This window comes from Wolbachia endosymbiont (group A) of Barypeithes pellucidus, from assembly GCF_964030885.1.
Lineage (GTDB): Bacteria > Pseudomonadota > Alphaproteobacteria > Rickettsiales > Anaplasmataceae > Wolbachia.
Window position 1 is genome coordinate 1521921 of sequence record NZ_OZ034985.1, and the last position, 22818, is coordinate 1544738.

Annotated in this window: 18 protein-coding genes and 1 tRNA gene; 14 read left to right on the forward strand and 5 right to left on the reverse strand. The window is 35.4% G+C overall.

Going from position 1 to position 22818, the window contains the following annotated elements; translation table 11 throughout:
• Positions 1-21: 21 nt before the first annotated feature.
• The 4 genes from ACQH1X_RS07795 (at position 22) to ACQH1X_RS07810 (ending at position 3638) form a co-directional block, all read left to right on the forward strand.
• Positions 22-666, forward strand: a complete 645-nt coding sequence (locus ACQH1X_RS07795; RefSeq protein ID WP_425386182.1) for a hypothetical protein — start codon at positions 22-24, stop codon at positions 664-666.
• Positions 667-786: 120 nt separating this feature from the next.
• Entirely contained in the window at positions 787-1512 is a 726-nt protein-coding gene (locus ACQH1X_RS07800; protein ID WP_425386183.1) for a ComF family protein, read from the forward strand.
• A 64-nt stretch (positions 1513-1576) separates the two neighbouring features.
• Positions 1577-2377: an ankyrin repeat domain-containing protein gene (locus tag ACQH1X_RS07805; protein ID WP_425386184.1), complete on the forward strand. Its 801-nt coding sequence runs from the start codon at positions 1577-1579 to the stop codon at positions 2375-2377.
• A 31-nt stretch (positions 2378-2408) separates the two neighbouring features.
• Positions 2409-3638, forward strand: coding sequence for an IS256-like element ISWpi15 family transposase (locus ACQH1X_RS07810; protein WP_425385843.1), 1230 nt, complete (start codon positions 2409-2411; stop codon positions 3636-3638).
• 378 nt (positions 3639-4016) lie between these two features.
• Here ACQH1X_RS07810 and murB read toward each other — a convergent pair whose 3' ends face one another.
• Together murB and hemC are read right to left on the reverse strand one after the other, a co-directional pair.
• Complete coding sequence (murB, locus tag ACQH1X_RS07815) at positions 4017-4904, reverse strand: UDP-N-acetylmuramate dehydrogenase (RefSeq protein ID WP_425386185.1); 888 nt, start codon at positions 4902-4904, stop codon at positions 4017-4019.
• Complete coding sequence (gene hemC, locus ACQH1X_RS07820) at positions 4895-5773, reverse strand: hydroxymethylbilane synthase (protein ID WP_425386186.1); 879 nt, start codon at positions 5771-5773, stop codon at positions 4895-4897. The genes murB and hemC overlap by 10 nt, the downstream gene beginning before the upstream one ends.
• A gap of 987 nt (positions 5774-6760) precedes the next feature.
• On the opposite strand from hemC, the gene secD reads away from it, so the two are divergent.
• A complete protein-coding gene (gene secD / locus ACQH1X_RS07825) occupies positions 6761-8269 on the forward strand; it encodes a protein translocase subunit SecD (RefSeq protein ID WP_425386692.1) in 1509 nt (502 codons plus the stop codon).
• Here the strand turns inward: secD and ACQH1X_RS07830 are convergent.
• Positions 8214-9053, reverse strand: a complete 840-nt coding sequence (locus tag ACQH1X_RS07830) for an enoyl-ACP reductase FabI (protein ID WP_425386187.1) — start codon at positions 9051-9053, stop codon at positions 8214-8216. The genes secD and ACQH1X_RS07830 overlap by 56 nt on opposite strands.
• Before the next feature lie 240 nt (positions 9054-9293).
• Here ACQH1X_RS07830 and ACQH1X_RS07835 point away from each other — a divergent pair, with 240 nt between their 5' ends.
• Entirely contained in the window at positions 9294-10505 is a 1212-nt protein-coding gene (locus ACQH1X_RS07835) for a hypothetical protein (protein ID WP_425386188.1), read from the forward strand.
• A gap of 238 nt (positions 10506-10743) precedes the next feature.
• Positions 10744-10977: a hypothetical protein gene (locus tag ACQH1X_RS07840; protein WP_425386189.1), complete on the forward strand. Its 234-nt coding sequence runs from the start codon at positions 10744-10746 to the stop codon at positions 10975-10977.
• A gap of 198 nt (positions 10978-11175) precedes the next feature.
• Here ACQH1X_RS07840 and ACQH1X_RS07845 read toward each other — a convergent pair whose 3' ends face one another.
• Positions 11176-12198 (reverse strand): IS110 family transposase, encoded by a 1023-nt coding sequence (locus ACQH1X_RS07845; RefSeq protein WP_425385829.1) that lies wholly within the window; start codon positions 12196-12198, stop codon positions 11176-11178.
• 443 nt (positions 12199-12641) lie between these two features.
• Between ACQH1X_RS07845 and ACQH1X_RS07850 the strand changes: the two genes are divergently transcribed.
• The 4 genes from ACQH1X_RS07850 (at position 12642) to petA (ending at position 17099) form a co-directional block, all read left to right on the forward strand.
• On the forward strand, positions 12642-13517 hold the full coding sequence (locus ACQH1X_RS07850) for a tetratricopeptide repeat protein (protein WP_425386190.1): 876 nt from the start codon (positions 12642-12644) through the stop codon (positions 13515-13517).
• Positions 13518-13579: 62 nt separating this feature from the next.
• Positions 13580-13652 (forward strand) — tRNA-Val (locus ACQH1X_RS07855).
• Positions 13653-13704: 52 nt separating this feature from the next.
• Positions 13705-16413 carry a DNA gyrase subunit A gene (gyrA, locus tag ACQH1X_RS07860; RefSeq protein WP_425386191.1) on the forward strand — a complete coding sequence of 903 codons (2709 nt, stop codon included), beginning with the start codon at positions 13705-13707 and terminating at the stop codon, positions 16411-16413.
• An 86-nt stretch (positions 16414-16499) separates the two neighbouring features.
• Positions 16500-17099, forward strand: a complete 600-nt coding sequence (gene petA, locus ACQH1X_RS07865; protein WP_425386192.1) for a ubiquinol-cytochrome c reductase iron-sulfur subunit — start codon at positions 16500-16502, stop codon at positions 17097-17099.
• Positions 17100-17108: 9 nt separating this feature from the next.
• Here petA and priA read toward each other — a convergent pair whose 3' ends face one another.
• Positions 17109-19433 carry a replication restart helicase PriA gene (gene priA, locus ACQH1X_RS07870; RefSeq protein ID WP_425386193.1) on the reverse strand — a complete coding sequence of 775 codons (2325 nt, stop codon included), beginning with the start codon at positions 19431-19433 and terminating at the stop codon, positions 17109-17111.
• Between the two features lie 93 nt (positions 19434-19526).
• On the opposite strand from priA, the gene ACQH1X_RS07875 reads away from it, so the two are divergent.
• From ACQH1X_RS07875 to ACQH1X_RS07885, 3 genes are all read left to right on the forward strand, one after another.
• The gene (locus ACQH1X_RS07875) at positions 19527-21155 is read left to right on the forward strand and encodes a hypothetical protein (RefSeq protein ID WP_425386194.1); all 1629 of its coding nucleotides are present in this window, start codon (positions 19527-19529) and stop codon (positions 21153-21155) included.
• 551 nt (positions 21156-21706) lie between these two features.
• Positions 21707-22054: an IS630 transposase-related protein gene (locus tag ACQH1X_RS07880; RefSeq protein ID WP_425385784.1), complete on the forward strand. Its 348-nt coding sequence runs from the start codon at positions 21707-21709 to the stop codon at positions 22052-22054.
• A 28-nt stretch (positions 22055-22082) separates the two neighbouring features.
• Positions 22083-22565 (forward strand): IS630 family transposase, encoded by a 483-nt coding sequence (locus ACQH1X_RS07885; protein ID WP_252154099.1) that lies wholly within the window; start codon positions 22083-22085, stop codon positions 22563-22565.
• Positions 22566-22818: the final 253 nt, after the last annotated feature.

A 22818-nucleotide genomic window follows, 5' to 3' on the forward strand; every position in this document is an offset into this window, starting at 1 on the left:
ATTTATGATTTGGAGATGAGAATGTCAGTATATCAATATTTTAAAAGGCATGCTAAATATGGAATTGTGCCTGCTAAGGAAGTAAAAAATCACACACCAGTTCCAGAGAATAGTTTCTATAAATCTGTACGTTACGTTGATAATGTGCTAGGACCTGTGAAAGATGTAATTTGTGGCGTTGAGAGTAAAGACAATTATAACAAGTATTATCAAGATAATGATAAATGTGAATACGTGGGCCACAGAGCAGAGGGAGTGTATTCATTGTGTACACTGGGTGCTGTTTTAGCAGCCAACATAATATTGCAACCTTTATTTTTGATAGTGGCATGTTTGTCATACTTTCCAGTCAAGTTATTGTCAAAAATAACAGGGGACTATTGTTTTAAAACGGATACAAAATCATTCGTTAATTATTCAAACATATTTTTAGAAATGGGGCAAGATTGTGCTAATGCAGTAGCTAGAGTATTTAACAAGATTGTAAGTTATGCTTGCGCTGCCATCATTTGGGCTGCCGCGTCAATCATAACGCCACTTGTGTGGGCTTGTGACAAAGTGCAAAGTAAGTTGAGTGAAGTACAGAAGCCAGAAAAACATCAATTTTTATCTAAGGATAATTCAAAGACTACTTTAGTCAATGGTATACCACAAACTGAGTTATAAGTTCTGCTTTTATAACACTCAGCAGTTTGAACTATATTGAAATGAAATAAAAAGTGAAAGGGTGTAAACCTAAGTTACTTTAGCTATACTATATAAATTTTATAATATATTTAATGAATTGTGAACCTTCTCTTACTAAAAAAAGCTACAAATCTCATATTTCCAAACGTATGCGTAAGTTGCGAGTGTATCATTGATGAAAATCTTAATCTGTGTAGTGAATGCAACAAAAAAATCAATTTTCTAACTAAGCATTACTGCAATGTTTGTGGCGTAGTAATCTCAGACAATATTTATACGTGTGGTAAGTGCATCATCAATCCTCCACCGTTTAAAGTAATAAGATCAGTTTTTGCTTATGATCAACATAGTAAAAACATGATTATAAATTTCAAATTTTTTGATAATTTGAATTACGTAAAAATCTATGCAAAGTGGATACACCAAGCTAATCAGGATACATTTCAGAACGCAGAGGTCATAATTCCTATACCGTTACATAAAATGTGCTTGTTTAAACGTAAATATAATCAAGCAGCGTTGCTTGCAAAAGAGTTGAGTAAGTTGTCCAATTTATCCTATACGCCATTTGCAATAAAACGTCTTCGCCATACTGCGCCTCGAGCTGGTCTCTCACTTAAACAGCGTGAAAAAAATCTAAAAAAGGCTTTTAGTATAAGCAACAAAAAAAATATCGAAAATAAAATCGTGATATTAGTTGATGATGTGGTAACAACCGGAGCAACTGTAAGATCTTGCTCTCAAGAAATTTTAAACTCCGGTGCAAGAGAAGTGAGAGTGCTTTCATTTGCGAGAACGGTGAATGATTGTGAAACTATTACGTAAAAATCTTGACTTGTTTTTGTTTTATCTATAAAATAACTTATAGCAAATAGTTGTTGGAGAGCTTATGAGTATAAAAGAGCAAGAGATTGATGCTATATTTCAAAAAATAGAGCAAGAATCAAAAGAAAGTGACATAATTGAAGAGATTAAGCAAAGATTGCTTGAATGTAACAAAGATTCACACAATCAATGGGAAAGACATAACTTTTCGATAGATTTTTTATTTGAAATACAGCAAGGAATTACCCATGCTTCCAGGTATTACACTACTGCATTAAATATTGCTGCTCATAAAGGCTTAGCAAAGACGGTAAAGCGTCTACTGAAAAAAGGTGCAGGGGTTAATACAAGCGATGGTGGTGGACATACTGCTCTACATTGTGCCGCTAGCAATGGTAATATAGAAGTAATAAAATTACTGTTAGAACAAAAATCACGCATTAATTTATATTCTAAACTTGGCTCGACTCCTCTGCATTTTGCTGCTGCTAATAATCACATAGATGCAGTGAGATTTCTATTAAATAAACGAGCCAACCCTTTAGCGCAAGATAATAATCCCAGTATGTTGGCTACAGACAAAGAGGTGATTGCTGTCTTGGAGAAAGCAGAAGAAGAGAGGCATAAGGAAAATGCTGCAAAGGAGGCAGAGGAAAAAAAACATCAGGAAGAGGCTGCTGCTTTAAAGAAAGCAGAAGAAGAAAAACATAAGAGAGAAATGGAATGTAAGAAAAAAAGGCAAGCAAAAATGATTGCTGTAGGTGGTATTGCAACTGCATTGATAGTGGCGGGTATTGGATACATTGTTGAATTACCTATACTAGTGGGAGTGTTAAATAAACTGTGTCAAACCGAAAAAAAGTAATAAATTGATATAAAAAAATGGAGGTTTGACAATGAGTCAGAAAGTAGTAAACAGAACTACCGGTTTGGTAGATTATAAAGAATTAGAAACAAATATCCTGTCGTCTATACGAGAAGGAAGACCGTTGACAGGAAGAGATGGAGCATTAACACCGTTTATAAAAAAGTTGCTGGAGGTAAGCCTGGAAGGTGAAATAGAAAACCACTTGTCGGCTAAAAGCGAAGAGAATAATCGAAGAAATGGGAGAAATGCAAAAACTTTACGTACAAGTGCAGAGCTATTAACACCAAGAGATAGAGAAGGAAGTTTCGAACCACAAATAGTCAAAAAAAGGCAAACAAACTTACATCCAGAGCTTGAAACGAAGATTTTGAGCACATTTGCCAGTGGTATGGGCTATAGAGATATAGTGTCACATGTTGAGGAAATTTATGATCACAAAATATCGGCGGCAGAGATATCAAGTATTACTGACAAATTGCTACCAGTAATCAACGAATGGCGTAGTCGCCCGCTGCAGTCTGTATATCCGATAGTTTTCATGGATGGCATGTTTTTTAAAGTCAAAGAGGACGGGCATTGCGTAAGTAAATGCATGTATAACATATTAGGCATAGATCAAAATGGCAAAAAAGAAGTATTAGGTTTTTATTTGGCTGAAAGTGAAGGAGCTAACTTCTGGTTGGGAGTGTTAAATGACCTCAAAGAAAGAGGAGTAGAAGATATCCTTATTGCCTGCGTTGATGGGCTAAAAAGCTTTCCTGCAGCTATAAACAGTGTCTTTCCTAATGCGGAAGTGCAGATGTGTATAGTGCATCAGATACGCAACTCACTGAAGTATGTGGCCAGTAAAGATGCGAAGAGTTTTTTGAGCGATTTAAAGAAGGTATATCAAGCTTCAAGCAAGGAAATTGCCGAGAATTATCTGTTGGAATTGGATGAAAAATGGGGCACAAAGTACCCTATGGTTATAAAATCTTGGCAGAATAATTGGGAAAACTTGTCTGGTTATTTTAAGTATTCTGGTCCAGTTAGGAGGATAATCTACACCACCAATCCCATAGAGGGGCTACATAGGCAAATTAGGAAATTCACTAAGACCAAAGGCTCATTTACCAGCATAAATGCCTTGTATAAGCAGGTATATTGTGCTATAAAGAAGGCAGAGGAAAAGTGGACGATGCCTGTACATGATTGGGCATTAACTATCTCTCAACTTGATGTTTTCTTTCCTGGCAGATTGAAAATTGAGTCGAACTAAAAATGCGGTTTGACACAGTTTATTTAACACTCCCCCATTTAAACTTGTTTGTTACATTTATTTTTTTGGAAATTTTGATCTAAAATAAGATAATTCTTTTAGAAGAGTCTATAAATTACTAGCTTTATTGCTTAATATCTAAAATAATTTTTACCACTTTTCTTTTTCCTTATGCTACTTTCCCTTAACTTGACGCGTATGCTTTTTAAAACATTCCCGTGCAATTAGAGAACCTAAGTCACTTTAGCTATAGATTCTTGCAAAGTTCTACAAGATTAACCACATTACCTCACGTTTTCTCTATGATTATTTTTTAGATTACTTGTCTACCTTATTTGCCGTTCTCCTGAACGAATATACAGAAGCTATAAAAACTGTCTAATAGCTACCCAAAACCCTTATCTCCCACTCAAGTTCAATATTAAATTTATCCTTCACTGCGTCTTTTACTCTGTTGCCAAGGTTTTCCAAGTCAGATGCAGTTGCATTATTGTAATTGAGCAAGAAGTTACAATGTTTCTTAGAGATTCTAGCTCCACCAATATTTAACCCTAGGCAGCCAGATTTATCAATTAACTCCCATGCTCGGTAGTTTTTTGGATTTTTGAATATGCACCCAGCAGTTTTTCCTCTCGTTGGCTGGCTTTTGTTTTTTTTATCGATAATTTCCTTTAACCTTTGCAATATAAGCTCATACTCTGAGTTTACTCCTTTAAACTCAGCTTCAACAAAAATCCAATTCCCTTTTAGGCCATGTCCACGATAAAAATACCCCATTTCTTTGCTGGAGAACTCATATAGGTTTCCATCCTCTAGATTCACTGCTTTTATGGATTGTACAACACTTGCGATGTCACTACCATACGCACCTGCATTCATTTCTATTCCGCCACCAACTGTTCCTGGAATTCCAACTAGAAACTCGAGTCCACTAATTTGTTGCTCTCCTGCAAAGTAAGCAAGGTTCCTGAGCAGCGCAGCACCACCTGCAACAATAGAGTTGTTACCCTTACTTTTAATATATGCAAACTCCTTACCTAATTTTACTGTTATTCCTCGAATGCCACTATCTCGCACTATTATGTTGGATGTTGCACCGATAACGTTAATTGGCAACTCAGTGTTTTTAATCAAGCATGTTAAATCTTCAATATCACGTGGTTTAAATAATATATCAGCTCGTCCACCGACATTTAACCACGTTGCTTTAGACATTAAGATGTCATAACGATAGATTCCACGTACTTTAGGTAAGCTTATAAGCATTTTGATTTCAACTCTAACCCTGCATCCATACCCATTTTCTCCGCATCTTCTATAAATGAAGTGCGCTCAGTGAAGTATATATTTTTTCCATCTGCCAACATAGAACGAAGGTGTAGCATATTTTCGTTCACATATTCAGCCAAAGCTGCAAGTGGTGTAAAACATGAACCATTCACTGTCTTCATAAAACTGCGCTCTGATTTCACTCTTATAAAAGACATATTATTATTAATTTTCTCTAAAAGATCGATAATTTTTACATCATTCCTCCTACATTGAATACAAATCGCTCCCTGTCCCACTGCACTTAACATAACTTTTGGTAGCAATACCTCTGTAATTAAGTGATGCTTTTCTAATCTTATGAGTCCAGCTTCAGCTAAAATTATTCCATCAAAACTTTGATTTTGCAATCTGGTTGTTACATTTCCACGTAACGGTACTATATTTAAATCTGGTCTAAAACTTAGTAACTGAACTTTTCTTCTTATTGAAGAAGTGGCAATAGTAGCCTGTTGTGGCAAAGACTCAAGGCTATTGTATTTATGAGAAATAAACGCATCGCATGGACTTAGCCTTTCTAAAACACAAGGAATTGTTAAACCCCCTGAGAAAAACGCAGGCACATCCTTTAACGAATGAACTGCCATATCTATATTATTTTCGAGCAATTCAGTCTCAATTTCTTTAATGAATAATCCTTTGCCCCCTATTTCAGCAAGATTTGCGTTTGCATATTTATCTCCAGAAGTTTTTATCTTAACAATTTCAATAGATAAGTTAGGAAAAGAGTCCAGCAACTTTTGTTTTGCTTCCAAAGCCTGGGCAACTGCAAGGCTGCTTCCTCTGGTGCCTATTTTGACTAGCATGTGTACGACTGTTTGTCTGATGTCATCCCAGTGCCCAGACACTGGGATCCAGTTTTACTATACAATTCATCATATGAGCCTTTGCATTTATTGTACTTTAACTTAAAACCAAAAGCAACTTTGACTTTACAAAATAATAACCTTTTATATGCATAAATAAGCTTACTGGATTCTAGTACTTGCATGACAGCAGTCCTACGTCATACCGCCGCGGTATCTCAGATCCCGCTAACAAGCAGCGGGATGACGATTGTCAGGGTGTCATCCAAGTAGCCTCTTTCTTGTCATCCCAGTGCCCAGACACTGGGATCCAGAAAACTTAATTTTAACCAAGTGGCTGCATAATAAAGACTGGATCCCAGACTGGAATGACACCCTACTTAACCGTCATACCGCGATTCATTCGCGGTATCTCAGCCGCTAACACGTAGGGGAATGACGGTTGTCGTTTAACTATAAATATTAAGAAATTTACCAAACAAAAAAAAGGCAAAAGAAGCCCTAGTCATTGTCTACTTTCAGTATTGGCGTTTTTTAAGTCTTAAACACTGCAATTTAGCTGCTTTTAAATGCAACTCACCCTTGTTTAAATGTTTAAGAAATTTACTAAGCAGAAAAAAAGGCAAAAGAAACCCCGTGGTAATTAGTGTTCACTCCCTAATCCTGCAAATTGGCGTACTATACTGTCTTAAACGACTTATAAGCGCGTTTCAGCTTATATAGGTAAAAACCTAGAAATGTTGTGAAGACATAAGGTGCACATAGTGCAAAAAATTAAAAATAAGACGCCAATTACGTTGTTTTCTTGCTGTTTAATCTGCACAGATGAAGATAACTGAATACCTTCAGTTTCATGATAAAGGGGCTGGCGAAGGGTGTCAAGTAAGTTTTTTCGTTTCTATAGCTACTTGGATAGGTTATTTGGACAATAGAGAATTTTACAAAAATCTATTTTTAACTTACACTGCAATTTTAAACCTACAACTTATGTACAACAGGCTTATAGTCAAATCTTTTTCAGTATTATGCATCTGTTTATTTGCTTTATACATAACACTGCCAAATTTCTTTGATAATAAGCTTTTTATTTCGAAAAAAAGAATAAACTTAGGCCTTGACCTGAAAGGAGGGGCATCTTTGCTTTTAAACATAGACTTAGACTTCTATTTTAAGGAAAAGCTAGGCATGCTTGCTGATGAGATAAGAGAGACATTGCTAACAAAAAATATTGAATCTAACGTACAAAATAGCGTTGTAACTTTAAATAATATTGATGATTATAAAAAAGCATCTGTGTTGATTAATGTGATAAATCCAAATTTAGAGCTAAATAAAAAAGATTCTTCAATTCTCATTTCGTATAAACCCCATTATAAAAATTCTTTGATCAGTGAAGTAGCTGCAGAATCAATAAACAATGTCCAGCGCCGTTTGGACAAACTTGGCACAAAGGAAGTCAGCGTTCAAAAACAAGGGCAGAATAAAATATTAGTGCAGGTGCCTGGAGCAGAAGACACCGAACAGATAAAATCTCTGCTTGGCAAAACTGCTAAGCTAGCTTTTCATTTGGCAAACACTAACATAGCCAAGGTGCAGGATATAGATTATGAAACTACTGTCATGCTCAAGGATTCTTTAGGTAATTCTTATCCAATATTCCGCAAAACTGAAATAGGTGGTGATGCACTGATTAATGCATCAGTTAGATTTGGTCACTTAGGTAAACCAACAGTGCATTTTAAATTTGACAGCATAGCGAGTAAAAGATTCGCGAAAATCACTAAAGAAAATGTGGGAAAACCTTTTGCAATTGTTCTGGATAACACAGTTTTAACAGTACCTACAATACGTGAGCCAATTTTAAATGGAGAGGGAGAAATTAGCGGTAATTTTACTGAAAAACAAGCAAGCGAACTTGCAATACTTTTAAAATCTGGAGCACTGCCAGCGCCACTTAAAATAATTGAAGAAAAAAACATTGGCCCAAGCCTTGGAGAAGAATCAATAAAGGAAGGGGAAATGGCAGCAACAATCTCTATTATAGCCGTGGCTTTATTTATAATTATCACTTACGGCAAATTAGGTATATTAGCTTCTGTTGCGCTTTTTTCTAATGTAATTCTTATATTATCAATTCTCACTCTGCTTGAAGCAACTCTAACTTTATCTGGAATTGCAGGTATTGCACTCACTGTCGGTATGGCGGTGGATGCAAATGTTTTAATATTTGAGCGAATTCGTGAGGAAATCAAATCTGGCAAGAGAGTGGAACGTGCTATTGAAGAAGGGTTTAAAAACGCTATAAAGACAATACTGGATTCAAATATCACAACACTCATTGCTGCAGGAATAATGTTCATTATTGGCAGCGGAGCAATTAGAGGCTTTTCTATCACTTTATCAATAGGAATTTTATGTTCGATGTTTTCTGCAATCACAGTCACAAAACTCCTGATAGAGTTGTGTATGAACCCGAAGAAACTAGCGCTTTGTTAGTGTCAACCACCTTCATTCCCACAACGTTATATCCTGAATCGACGTGCAAAATTTCTCCAGTAGTGCCACTGCTTAAGTCGCTTAATAAGTATAGCGCTGCCTTGCCAACATCTTCTATTGTGACGTTGCGTCTAAGTGGAGAATTATTTCTATTCCATTCTGATATGAAGTGAAAATCGCTTATTCCAGAAGATGCTAAAGTTCTGATTGGACCAGCGGAAATTGCATTTACTCTGATATTTTGTGGTCCAAGATCACATGCTATATATTTTACACTTGCTTCAAGTGCTGCTTTACATAAACCCATAACGTTATAATTTGGCATAACTTTTTCAGCGCCATAATAAGATAAAGTAAGTAAACTACCACCATTTAACATCATTTTTTCAGCCCTTTGCGCTAAAGCAGTGAAAGAATAGCACGATATATGCATTGCATTGAGGAAGTTATTCAGTGAAGTATTGACATATTTACCATCTAACTCATTTTTATCGGAGAATGCTATTGCATGCACCAAAAAGTCAAGAGTACCCCATTTTTTCTCTATTATTTCAAAAGCGTTATCTACGATTTTTTCATTTGAAACGTCACAGTGTAATATTAGCTCCACATTTAATTCATCTGCTATTGGTGATAGTTTTTCTTTTATTATTTCATTCTGGTAGGTGATTGCAAGTTCTGCTCCGTACTCTGAGAGAGTTTTTGCTATACCGTATGCTATCGATCTCTTATTTATTATTCCGGTTATTAATCCCTTTTTGCCTTGTAATAGACTTGCCGTCATAGAACTATCTGCTTTTTTATAATTTGAAGTATTAACTAGATAAAGTCAATTATGTTTTAAAACATTTTTTGCAGTAACTTGAAGTCTAATACCACTGTTAACAAAAAGGCAGCGATGAGATTTTCTAGCAGCTGTCTATCTTAGATTGCTTCTTATTAAAAAAAATAAAGCTTTATTAATTAAATATTATAGTTAATAATTACACTTTCTTGACAAGTAATTAAAATAGTGTTAAACTACGTGTATAAAATAATCAGTGAGGTTTCAATATTAAGCAGTATTATAAAAGTAAAATTAGAGAAAAACTGTTGTCCTTTTGAGAAATTAGAAAACTTCTTTGTTGCAAAGGTATTTCATATAGATGATCGAAAAGGATTCAAAGATTCTTCAGTAAAGTTAGTTATCAAGAATCCCTACGATTCAACTTTAACTTTAACTCTACCAAGAGAAGCAATACCTAATTCTTTCGCTTTAGAGCTTTTGTCTTCACTTTATAAAGAAAATGCGCTAGCTTTACCTGTTATATTAAAATATCTTGCTCATAGGGATTTATCCAAAGATTTTGGTGAGATCAGTAAAAAATTACAGGCCAAAATGGATCAAGATATACAAGAAGCGGGGCTACAAAACAATTCTAAAATTTCTAAAGAAATTGAGGTATGCAAACAAGACATTTTAAATGTTCTTAGTGGCGGTAAATCAGTATTGAGTGATCAATTGAAGCAAAAATACTATTCTATACTAGAAAATGAGGTTGCAAAATTAAAGGCTGAGATTTTAAAAGAACTAAAAGACTATACTAACAACACTAACATTCATGAAATATATCAAAGCCTTAATAATAAAAAGAAAAATGTAGGATTATTAAAAGAAGTAGCATTAGGATCTTTACCTATAACTGCTATAGTATTCATACTTACTCCTATAGTCTTCCTTGGCCCAATAATAATAGCCATTACACCACCCACTCATATGGGTATGCATGCAGTAACGGTTTTTAGGTATATAGCAGTTTCACCTTTCATTGTTATGGCATTAATGCTTATAATAGCAGGTGTAGCTTACTTAGCAAGTTGTGTTCTAGAGCATAGTTTTGCAAAAGAAATGCAAGACTTTATAGAAGGACCAAAATATGTAGATAAAGCAACTAATACTGAAGATGTGAAGAAATTAGAACAAAAAGACCTAGTAGTAGGCGATTATGGTAAAAAACCTTCAGCACCACCATACGATGGACCTAAGCAGCCAGGATTGTACCCAGATCTTTCAGAAGCACAACCACCATCATACGAAGAAGCTTGCGGCACTATCGTGCAATTGGAAGATTCAGGACCAAGCAGTAATCTTGATTCTGCTGAGCAGCTAAAACCTGGTACAGATCTTTTAGGAAGTCTTTCAGAACAACAAAACGCAAAATTGGGTCCTGTTCTACTTCCATCTAATACAATGTAATAAAGGGGTATAACTCAGAGCTAGAGGTTATGATTGTAATAAAGACATAAAAAAAACGGACAAGTCAAGCAAAGTTACAAATGTAATTTTGCTTGACTATCCATTTATTACCACCTAAAGCAGCTAACAAAGCCATCCCATATGACATTTTACTTATATCTAATCAAGCATATTAATAAGTAAGTAAATTTTAATGTAATTTTATTATACTTATAGATGTAACATATAAAATGAAAATATGGATGATTTCATAACTGCAAGAAGGAAAGATGATGCTGTGGTATCTATTTGTCAGGATAATAAGAAAAAAACCGTGTTAATTTCGGGGCTCAATCAAGTTGCAAGGGATTTGCTAAAATATGAAGAGGAGATACCGTCTCGCCAGTCAACAAGAAAATTACAAAAATTGAATCTAAATTGCCTAAGTTATATTGTGAAATCAAAAAATACTGCCAATTCCCGTCCTGTGTAGCGGTATACAGATTGTAGTTGTATTAAACAAGAGCCTGATATTAGTTTTGACTACCTCAATTCTTCTGTCAGTTAATTCTTGTCTGTCAGATTAAATCTTGTCTTTTACACTTATCAACATATACACTAACCAACTACATTCAATAAATTTGTGTAAGATACCATTTTACATAAGATAGAATGGAAGCATTTTTCGATTTTAAATTACTAAAGCTTCAGTCAATCTCCTAGTCCTGTAGCTTTTGATATGGTCAGGATTAAAAGCCTTTTTTGATTTTAAAATACCAAAAACAATATGAAGCAACTTACGCATTGCAGCACCAACAATGGCCATATTATGCTTGCCTTTTTCTTTTAATCTCTTGCAAAAAGTCATAATAATAGGATTGTGATTTTTAGCTACTATAGCAGGAAAATACATGGCCTTACGTAGTGTTCGTGAACCTGATTTACTTAATCTGGGCTTGGCATATACAGATGAACCTGATGTTATATTTCGTGGTATAGTTCCAGCGTATGCTGCCAATTGTCTGGCATTTATAAAAGCCTTTGTGTCAGGAATTTCAGCTAAAATAGCTATTGCTGATTCCTCTCCTATTCCTGGAATAGTCAATAAGAGTTGAAAGTTTTCCAACAACTCTTTGTGCTGTTTTAATAGTTCACGTATGGAGTTTTTTATTGTTTCTATTGATTGTTCTATGTTCACTGCAAGGTTTTCCCAAGCATTTGCAACTTCTTCAGGCAGTCTCTCCTTCTTTTCTAAATGATTATTTACGAATGTTAATCCATCTTTTAACGCAACCGAGCAACGATAAAGATGTTTTAATTTTTTCATTTCAGGAGAAGGTGGTGTCCAACGAGTAGGTTCCTGTCTTTGGCAATAATCAGCAATAATTTCTGCATCGGTCTGATCATTCTTTTGTCTTACAAGCTTACTCCTCGCATAAGATTTAATACAATAAGGATTTACAACACTTACAAAATGTCCAGCATTGTGTAGAAATTCAGCCAAAGCTTCACTATAACAACCGGTAGCTTCCATACAAGCTTTCACTTGCTCTACGTTATGTTTTTGTAGAAAGCTCTGCAGACCTTGAAACCCATTATCATCGTTCTTAAAGCTTCTTTTCCTAGTTTCACGTTTTCCTTTTTTACTTATAAATGAGAGAAAAACATCAAAGCGATCTTTTGATACATCTATTCCCAGAAAGTTGTTGATCATATATAACCCCATACGTTACTATTTAAAATGAAAAGTAAGGCTAACCTTGTGAATACAGAATTAGAACCATTTAGGTTTTTCTACGATACCGTCCAGCCTATACTTTTGAGAAGGGAATTCTTATCTCCTCTACAGATTTTATATCTAAGAAGAAGCACAGAGTTCCTCCCTTCTCCACCTAATGCTTAAGCTTAAAACATTAGATGCTTTTGACAAGATACAAGTAGAAGGCTACTTAGATGGCAGGGAGGGGCGATTTGAATGACGGTGTTGGTAAACTTAGAACTATTTGCCTTTTTTCTACTTAAGTTTGGGTTATGCAAGAAGTCTAATAAAGCGAAATATGGAAGACAAAAGATAAGTGCATTCTACGCAGCATCGCTAATTAATAATATCTTTATTATTGTATGAGATAGGTAATTTAGCATTTATGAATTTGTAATGTGTTACATATAGCTCAAAGAAATAAGGTCTACTGGTTACACGCTGCAGCCAATGCCACAACACTAGGATCTATGTTTGTCTGCATGTTAATTTGCGTTGTGATTTTATGGAGGTCTTCTGTTACCTATGCTAGTGAAAATTTGGAGATACAGAAGGCCTTTGATAGTGTTGTCAAGCATATAAAAGCTGATAAAAAATATAAAGATCTTGATGTTATTGAGAGAAAAAGTGACAAATTTAATATCAAAATTTCGCAGAATTCTGGCAAGAGCTTTGACATATACTCTACTTTAAAAAAAGCAAAAGATTCCTTTGAGTTAGGAGATAATGAAACAGCTATTTCTCTCCTTAATCAGATTATCGCAAAGTTTCCTTATCATAAAAATGCTTTGATTGGACTAGGGAATATTTATTATGCTAATAAAGAATACAAAAAAGCTGTAGAGATTTACACAAGACTGTTAAAAGAATACCCTAGTAACCCTTACATATTAAAAAATTTTCTGACGATAATCTCACAATATGATCCTGATCTGGCGTTGAGTGAAATGTTAAAATTGTATGATATACATAAAAATTATGCTCCTTTATTAGCAAATTTAGGTCTGATTTATATGAAAAAGGAGGATTATGTAAAAGGTAAGGAGTATATGACAACTGCTATTTCCCTTGATGAAAACAATATTTTTTATACCTATAATTTAGCTGTTATTCTAGATAAACTTTCAGATTTTAAAAATGCTACAATATTCTACTTAAAGTTGTTGAACATGGCTACAACTTCGAAAGATGTGAGTGAAAAAATACCTTTATACAAAGTGACAGCAAGACTAAAATTTATAAAACTCCACAGTATGCACCCAAAGATTTCATAAAAGCTCTGCATCGCTATTTTTGTTTACAATAATAATATTGAACTATAGAATTACATCTAAAGGGGCAATTAGCTCAGCTGGTAGAGCATCTCGTTTACACCGAGGAGGTCGGCAGTTCAAGTCTGTCATTGCCCATTTGCTTAACTAAATGTTAGTATTATTAATTACTTCGATCAAAGTATAGAAAATGCAGGATAATATAGTACCAATCTCAATAGTAAAAGAGCTGGAAGATTCTTATCTCTCCTACGCAATGAGCGTTATCATAAGCAGGGCTATACCTGACGTGCGGGATGGATTTAAACCTGTTCATAGGCGTATATTATATGCAATGTCGAGAGCTGGATTCGATGCCGGTAAGCCATATAAAAAAGCGGCTCGTATAGTAGGGGATGTAATGGGGAAATATCACCCACATGGTGATGCAGCTATTTACGATTCCTTGGTCAGGATGGCTCAAGATTTTTCTCTTCTTTTACCACTTATTGATGGGCAAGGTAACTTTGGTTCGATAGATGGAGATCCACCAGCTTCAATGCGATACACAGAAGCAAGACTTCAAAAAGTGTCGCACTTTTTACTGAATGATATTGATGAAGATACAGTTGATTTTAGGCCAAATTACGATGGAAATGAAACAGAGCCTGTTGTGCTGCCTGCAGAGTTTCCTAATCTATTGGTAAACGGTGCAAGTGGTGTTGCAGTTGGTATGGCAACCAATATTCCTTCTCATAATCTTGGAGAAATAATAGATGCTTGTATATTATATGTAGATAATCCTGAAGTTACTTTTGATGAGTTACTTGAAGTGATGCCAGGGCCGGATTTCCCAACTGGGGGAACGATTCTTGGAAGGTCTGGAATAAGATCAGCATTTGCAACGGGTCGTGGATCAATTGTTGTGCAAGGCAAGACTCACATGGAAGACCTGCCACAAGATAGGCAAGCAATAGTGATTGATGAAATACCTTACCAGGTAAATAAAGTAAAATTAATTGAGAAGATAGGTGAACTTGTAAAAGAAAAAAGAATTGATGGCATAACAGAAATTAGGGATGAGTCTGATAAGTCTGGTATTAGAGTAGTAATTGACCTCAGAAGAAATGCTGAAGCAAGTTTTATACTTAATCAAATATTGGGACTAACTCCACTAAGAAGTAGTTTTAGTGTTAACACTTTAGTCCTCAACAACAACAAGCCTGCTTTGATGTCATTAAGAGAAATCATAGCTGCTTTTGTTGACTTTAGAAAAGAAGTGTTAATCAGGAGAACAGAATTTCGTCTAAGAAAAACGAGGGAAAAAGCTCATATATATATAGGGCTCTACATTGCGGTCCTCAGCATAGATGAAGTGATAAAAATCATCCGTGGTGCAAAAGATCCTGCGGAAGCAAGTAGAGAACTTTTAAATAAAGAATGGAAAACTTCGAATGAAATCAACACTATTATTGAGTTGATTTCAGATAGCGCAAGCTTTTTGAAAGATGGAGTGTATAGATTAACTGAGCTACAAATTAAGGCTATCCTTGATATGAAACTGCAGCGTTTAACAGGCCTTGAAAAAGACAAATTAGAAGCTGAGCTAAGTTCAATGATCAACCTGATAAAAGAATATATCGCTTTTCTTGGCTCAGAAGAGAAGTTGATGAAGGAAATAAAAAACAATTTACAAGAAATAAAGAACAGATTTGCTGTGCCGCGAAAAACTTCAATAGAGGAATCAGATACGGACATTGAAGCTGAAGATCTAATTCCACAAGAGGATATGGTGATAACCGTAACTATGAATGGTTATATCAAGCGTGTGAAGCTTTCTCACTACAAAACTCAGCATCGTGGTGGAAAAGGAAAGCTAGGACAGGGGTTAAAAGAAGAGGATGTGATCACAAAATTATTTATTGGGAATACCCACACTAGCCTCTTATTCTTTTCTAATATTGGCCGAGTCTATAGATTAAAGGTTTATAAGTTGCCTCTTGCAGAACCAACTGCACGTGGAAGAGCGCTTGTTAACATATTTCCGCTTAGCGATGGTGAAACTATAACTAATATAATGCCGTTGCCAAGTGAAAATGACGAAAATCAAAACATAGTTTTTGCTACTGCCTATGGAAACATAAGGCGTAACTCTTTAGCGGACTTTCACTATATTCCAAGCAATGGAAAAATAGCAATAAAGCTCGATGAAGGAGACAAATTAATATCGGTTAAAGTATGCAATGAAATTGATCATGTTTTACTTTCAACAACGCTTGGAAAAAGTATCAGATTTGTTGTAAGTGATGTGCGTCAATTTAAGAGTCGCAATTCAGATGGCGTAAGAGGTATCAAACTTGTAAAGAATGACAGCGTGATATCCATGACCATATTAAATGGGATAGGTGTAGCAACAGAAACAAAAGAACTTTACTTAAAAGTTCCACTTGCAAAAAGACTGGGGACTGCAATTAATAACTCCATTGATTCTAAATTGGAAAAGACTTTGAATGATTTAGGAATAGATAACGAATTATTCTTAAAACTTGCAGTGAATGAGGAATTTATATTAACTATTACCGAAAATGGCTTTGGTAAAAGAACTTCTGCATATGAGTACAGAATAACTAACAGGGGTGGTGTTGGTATCACCAATATTCTTACTACCAACAGAAACGGTAATGTTGTTGCTAGTTTTCCGGTTGAGCAGGGTGATAATATAATGCTTATTACAGATAAAGGAAAGTTAATTCGCATTTCGGTCAATGAGATTAGAATTGCAGGACGCAGCACTCAAGGAGTCACTCTGTTTAAAACAGAGAGTAGAGAAAAAGTGGTGTCAGTAGCAAAAGTCGAAGATCCTGATTCCACTGAAGATAGTATTTTTGAAGTTGAAAACTCTATCTCTTCTCAACCGTAGTACAGGTTAAACAAAAAGCGCAAGTTTTTGTTGATTAATACGCAGTATTTAAATTAAAATATATACTTATGGCTAAGTAAAGATCAATGGATAAAAAATTAACTAAAAATAAAAAACCACTGGTAGACAAAGAGGATAAAAAAACACCTCCTGTTAAAGATCTTACTAAAAATAAGGGTAGGAGAGATTTTATAACATTAACTACATGCGCTATGGCGGGTATAGGAGCTGCAAGTGGACTTTGGCCACTGGTTAAGTCTATGAATCCTTCTGCTGAAGTTCTAGCAACTTCCACAGTGGAGGTGAATTTGTCTGGAATTCAGGAAGGACACGGAGTAAAAGTAAAGTGGCAAGGTAAACCAGTATTCATTCGTAGACGCACAAAGCAAGAAATTGAGGTTGCAAGAGCTGTGAATGTAAAGAACTTGAGGGATCCTCAGTCAGACGAGCAAAGAGTATGCGAAGGAAAAGATGAATGGTTAATCATGATCGGAATATGTACACATCTTGGGTGTGTACCGGTTGACCATGCTACAAGAGATGGTAACGGTTGGTTCTGCCCTTGCCACGGTTCATATTATGACACATCAGGCCGAGTAATTGGGGGACCAGCACCAAAAAATATGGTTGTACCTGATTATTTTTTTCCCAGTGAGAATGTTGTGGTAATTGGCAAGAAGGCTTAACGGAACTCGTTAAAAAAAACTCACAGGATCAACATCTATTATCACTGCAATACTCGAATTCAAGTTACAATTTTTAATCCAACATTTCAGCTTTTTTTGTATGGATAGACTGTGCTTATTGTGTATTTTTAATAATACCCTATACCGATACTTATTATTTAAAAAATTTATCGCTGCTGGTGATGGGCCAAGAATTTCAAATTCCTTTTTGTCTGCACCTACATTTTCTTCCTGGATACAAGTAGTTGAGCTACTTGGATGACGGAGAAGAGATTTTACTATTTCATTCGCTGCTTTTTGTGTCGCAATCTGATTCTTACCACAAATTATAAGCGCTATTAATCTGCTAAATGGTGGCATTTTGGCTTCACGTCTTGACTTAAGTTCAATTTCATAAAATGAGTCCCTTTTTTGATGCAGCAATGCTTTTATTATTGAACTTTCAGGGTTATTGGTTTGCACTATTACCATTCCTTTTTCATTAAACCTTCCTGATCTGCCTGCAACTTGGTGCAACAATTGATACGTCTTTTCCGCTGCTCTCAAATCAGAATTTTCGAGACTCAAATCTGCATTTATTACTCCAACCAAAGTTAATTTGGGAAAATTGTGCCCTTTAGCAATTATTTGTGTGCCGATTATAATGTTCACCTCTTCTTTCAGTACCAAGTCAATTACGTTACTAACCGACTTCTGATCGCTGCTTATCATCGCAGTTTTTGCGTTTGGTATTAATTTCACCATTTCTTCAAGTAACCTTTCAATTCCTATGCCGTAGAGGGACAATGGCTGTTCACCTTGGCAATTAGAACATTTTTCTGGAAGTTTCAATTGATAAGAGCAATGATGGCACAAAAGAGCATTTTTTTTCTTGTGATATGTAAGCCAAACAGCACAATTTAAGCAGGAAATTTTATATCCACACTTTTTACAAATTGCCAGTTGTGCATACCCTCTGCGGTTTAGAAAAAGCATAACCTGCTGTTTTTTCTCTATGGTTTGTTTGATGCTTTCAAAAAGCTCATCGGAGATCCATTGCTTGTTGCTTCTCATATCCACTACTTTAATGAGTGGCAATTCTGCACCACCGAATCGCTTAGTTAGCTTTACATGATTGTAATTCCCGCTTTTAACATGATGAATCGTTTCAAGCAGTGGAGTAGCTGATGATAAAATAATCGGAATATTTTCAAATTTGGCTAAGATTATCGCCATATCTCGAGCATTATATATAATTCCCTGTTCTTGTTTAAAAGATGAGTCGTGCTCTTCATCAACAATAATTAACTTTAAGTTTTTATAAGGCAAAAAAAGCGCTGACCGTGCTCCAATAATTATTTGTGCATTTCCATTTGCTATATTAAGCCAATTATTCCGGCGAGTTTTTGGAGTGAGTCCTGAGTGCCATTCAACTAAGTTTTTTGATATCTGACCGCGAACACGATTTACCAATTGTGAAGTTAAAACAATTTCAGGTAGGAGGATTAAAACTTGTGCATTACCTTCTCCTGATGTCATTTCAACACGTTCTGGTGTCATACTAGTACGTGGCAAAGACGGTATGCTAAATGTTACAGTGGGTTTTGCCTTGAGTACAAAGGTGTCATTCCAGTGCTTGACACTGGAATCCAGGAATTTTGATTGTAAATTAGGTATTGGTCTTAAGTTAAAATAAACATTTGTAATGAGGTTATATGAAAAACTGGATCCCAGTGTCTGGGCACTGGGATGACACCCTCTTGGTGGACCTAAATCACAATGTTCGTACAGTTGTGTCTCTGGGCACTGGGATGGTAAAGTTTGAGCAGCATTTGGAACGGCAGTGTAATTCTTAATCAATTGTGCAATCACAGAGAGATAAACTTCCGTTTTTCCAGATCCTGTCTCGCCGTCAAGCAAAGTCACTGAATACTTATTTAGATTACTTATTATTCTACTACTTGCTTCTTGCTGTTCAGGGCTCAATTGGCAACTTATTTCACTTATTTCCTGCTTCTGCTTAGCACAAACTAATTTATCTATGTGATTTACTTTTAACACTCCCCCCATTATCACTTTGACAAGCATACCAATAGGTATTAAGTTGTATTGCGCAACCCACTCTGCAAACTCAATCAATTTTGGTCTAATATTTGGTAAATCGATTTTTTGCTCAATAAATTTTAATTCTCGGTTACTTTTATCACTGTATTTCCAAACTATTCCGATTAAGCGTTTTTTGCCAAATGGCACCACTACGTAATCTCCAAGTAAAATCTCAGTATTTTCCTCAATTGCATATGAAAATAACTGATCAATTGGAAGTGGTAGTAATACGTCAACTGTTCTTGTCATAGCAGCCTAAGTTTAGCACTGTTTTGAGAATATTCGTTTGATTTTTGTGGGTTAAACTGGTATATATAAGTTTATTTGGCTAAGATGGTAAATATGCAAGAATCTCATATACAGAAACTAATAGAATTTTCTGAGCTTCATAAGAACTTTATGCAGAACAGAAGACCAAGCGAGTCGGGAAAACAATTGTTTGAGATAAGTGAGGAATTTAAAAGGGAACACCCTGAAGTTAGATTGAATGCACGCAGTAATGTGATTGATAAGAGAACTTTTGCTTCACACGGTACCAATGCTTGGGCACTTTTTTCAGCATTTGCTTTTACAAATGGCCAATTACTACCAAAAAATGAAATGAAAGTAAGGGGAATACCTGTTGTTGCAGGCGAATTGATATATGAGAAAAATAGATATGGTCCAGGTTCCCATTATCCAAACACAGTGAGCCAAAATAGTGTGTCAACAGTTGGGCTTAATAATGAAAGCTCGCATTTGTTTAACACATTTCGCTACGCAGAAATGGCAACGCAGAAACACAGTTATAGCTATAATAATTTTTGTGAAAAATACCTTAAAAAATATCATAAACAAAGTGTAGACAAAAGTGTTATGGAAAAAGCTAATAAGCTTTTGAAAGATGATGGATCTATGGAAGAAGCATATGATAGATTATCTACTATTCCAATAGTAGTTTTAGGAGATGGAATTGGAGGAGTATTTATAGGTGGAGGTAGGTATGGAATTCCTAACGAATACTTATGTGAAAGATTTAACATTAGAGTTATTATAGTGGCTGAAGAAGATAAAGAGTATATCAGAAATTTGATTAATAAAATCAATCCAAAAATAGCTGAAGGTATAATGTACCTAGCTATCAAAGAGGTTATGGAGCTTGAAGGTGAGCGTATTAAAACAGCCCCTAATAAGTTCTGCATGCGAGAGATCTTTCTAGGTGGAAAGCACATCTCTGTTCCATTTGATTTTAAAGATAGCTTTGTGAGTGATTTCGAAAGGGAACTTAAAGGTAAATTAACTTTTAGTTTTTCTGATCAGTTTAATGTGTGTACAATAGAAAAGAAAAGATTAGTAAAAGAGACGATAAAAGGTAAACCTAAAGTATCCACTGCTACTATAACTTACTATCAAAATCCAGATCTAACTTCAGAAACAATAATTGATGATGTAGATTACAGTGTAGTGTTTACCGAATCATTTCAATCAAAAGTGGGTAGCAATGTGGCTATTAACTGTGATAATGAGCAAATTTTAGAACAACCGACTGCAAGCAATGTCACTACACAACCATTTACCCCAACTTCTGCACAACAGAAGCAACCAGTAAATGGTGGCCTACAAACGGTTACAGGCAGTGCAGTTCCATTGCAGCAAACACCTGTCAGTAATGGAACTAATAATAATCTACAGCCAAAAAAGCAAGATAATCAGCCACCTATAGTAGGCAATCCAAAACGTAATTCTCCACAAAAACAGCCTTCAGGAATTTCTTCGAGAGGATGGACAATAGGCTTAGCATTATTATTTGGTGCTGTAGGAGCCACACTAGCTGCAATAGGAATTATACCTGAGATTATTGCTATTGGAGTAATTGCAACTGCTGTATTATTAGGAATTACAGGTGCAGCATTAGGTGGTGCAGTAGGATACCTTACAGACATAGCAGTAAACAAATGTTGTAATAGTGAAGCTGTTATGAAAGCTGCGTAACTAATGTCGTTCGAATAGCTCGTCTAGACATGTTTTTTCTGGGTTCTAGTATTGTGTGCACAACTGCATGAACATTGCGATTTGAGAGCAACTTTCACTAGGAAGGGTGTCATAGGCACTGGCATCCAGGTTGTGAGCAAGCAAACTGATTTGGTGAGCGTAAAAAGTAGCTAATCTGTACTAAATAAATGTCTTTGATGAGGTTGCATAGAAAGCTGGATTCCAGCGTCACGCGCTGGAATGACACCATTTGCTGTGTGAATTACCTTAACAAAAGCAAATGTTCATACAGTTGTACATTATGCACTGAAATGACAGATTGCAATTACCTTACCTAGGTGCACAAAAAAATCTTAACATTTAACACATTTTTCATAGTACAGACCGTATGATTGATAAATATTAAAATAATTAATCCAATATTTGGAGCTACCAATGGTCAACGATAAGATTACTTTGAACTTTGAGATAGAAAAAGGCGAACCTATAGATCGATACTATAGTATTTCCCAAAGTAAATGATAAAGGTATAATAAGGTATTTGGGTTATAATGGCGTATAGTGTGGATTTAAGAGAAAAGGCAATATCGATGATAGGAAAAGGGAAGAAGAAGGTTGAGGTGGCAGAGCTTCTGGAGATAGGAATAGCAACTTTGTACCGCTGGTTAAAAAAGAAAGCTGCTGGTGAAAGCCTCAAGCCATCTAAAAACGGCAGCTTTATTCGAAAAATAGACCCAAAAATACTCGAAGAATATGTTACAAAGAATCCAGATCATACTCTGGCAGAGATGAAACAAAATCTTGGATTTGGAATAAATTCAATTTGGTATAGACTAAAACAGCTAAAAATTACTTTAAAAAAAAGTCACACTATATCAAGAGCGCAATCAAGAAGATAGGCAGCAGTTTATTGATAAAATCTCAAAAATAGACCATTCCAGCATCTTATATATAGATGAAGCAGGAGTTGATAATAAATTATACCGAGAATATGGACGTGCTCCAAGAGGAAAGAAAATTTATGCAGATATTCCAGGGAGAACTCGAGAGAGAATCAGTATAGTAGCCGGGTGGATTGGAATGAGATTTATTGCACCAATGACTTTCAAAGGTGGGTGTGACAAAGAGGTATTCAATATATGGTTGGAGAAGATGTTATTACCTAAATTGCCACTTGGCACAACCATAGTTATGGATAATGCTACATTTCATAAGACCACTAAAACAAAATCATTAATAGAGTCTTTTGGCTGTCATGTGCTGTATCTTCCAACATATTCACCAGATTTGAATCCCATAGAACACTGTTGGCATACCATCAAAAGCCGCCTCAGACCTCTAATGTATAAATGTACAGACTTACAACTTTTGGTTGGTAATACCATAATGGAAATTTATCATTCATTTTAGAAAATACTATAGTTGTCACTCTCTAATCCTGCAAATTGGCGTACTATACTGTCTTAAACGACTTATAAGCGCGTTTCAGCTTATATAGGTAAAAACCCAGAAATGTTGTGAAGACATAAGGTGCACATAGTGCAAAAAATTAAAAATAAGACGCCAACTACGTTGTTTTCTTGCTGTTTAATCTGCACAGATGAAGATAACTGAATACCTTCAGTTTCACGATAAGGGGGCTGGCAAGGCTTGTCAAGCAAGT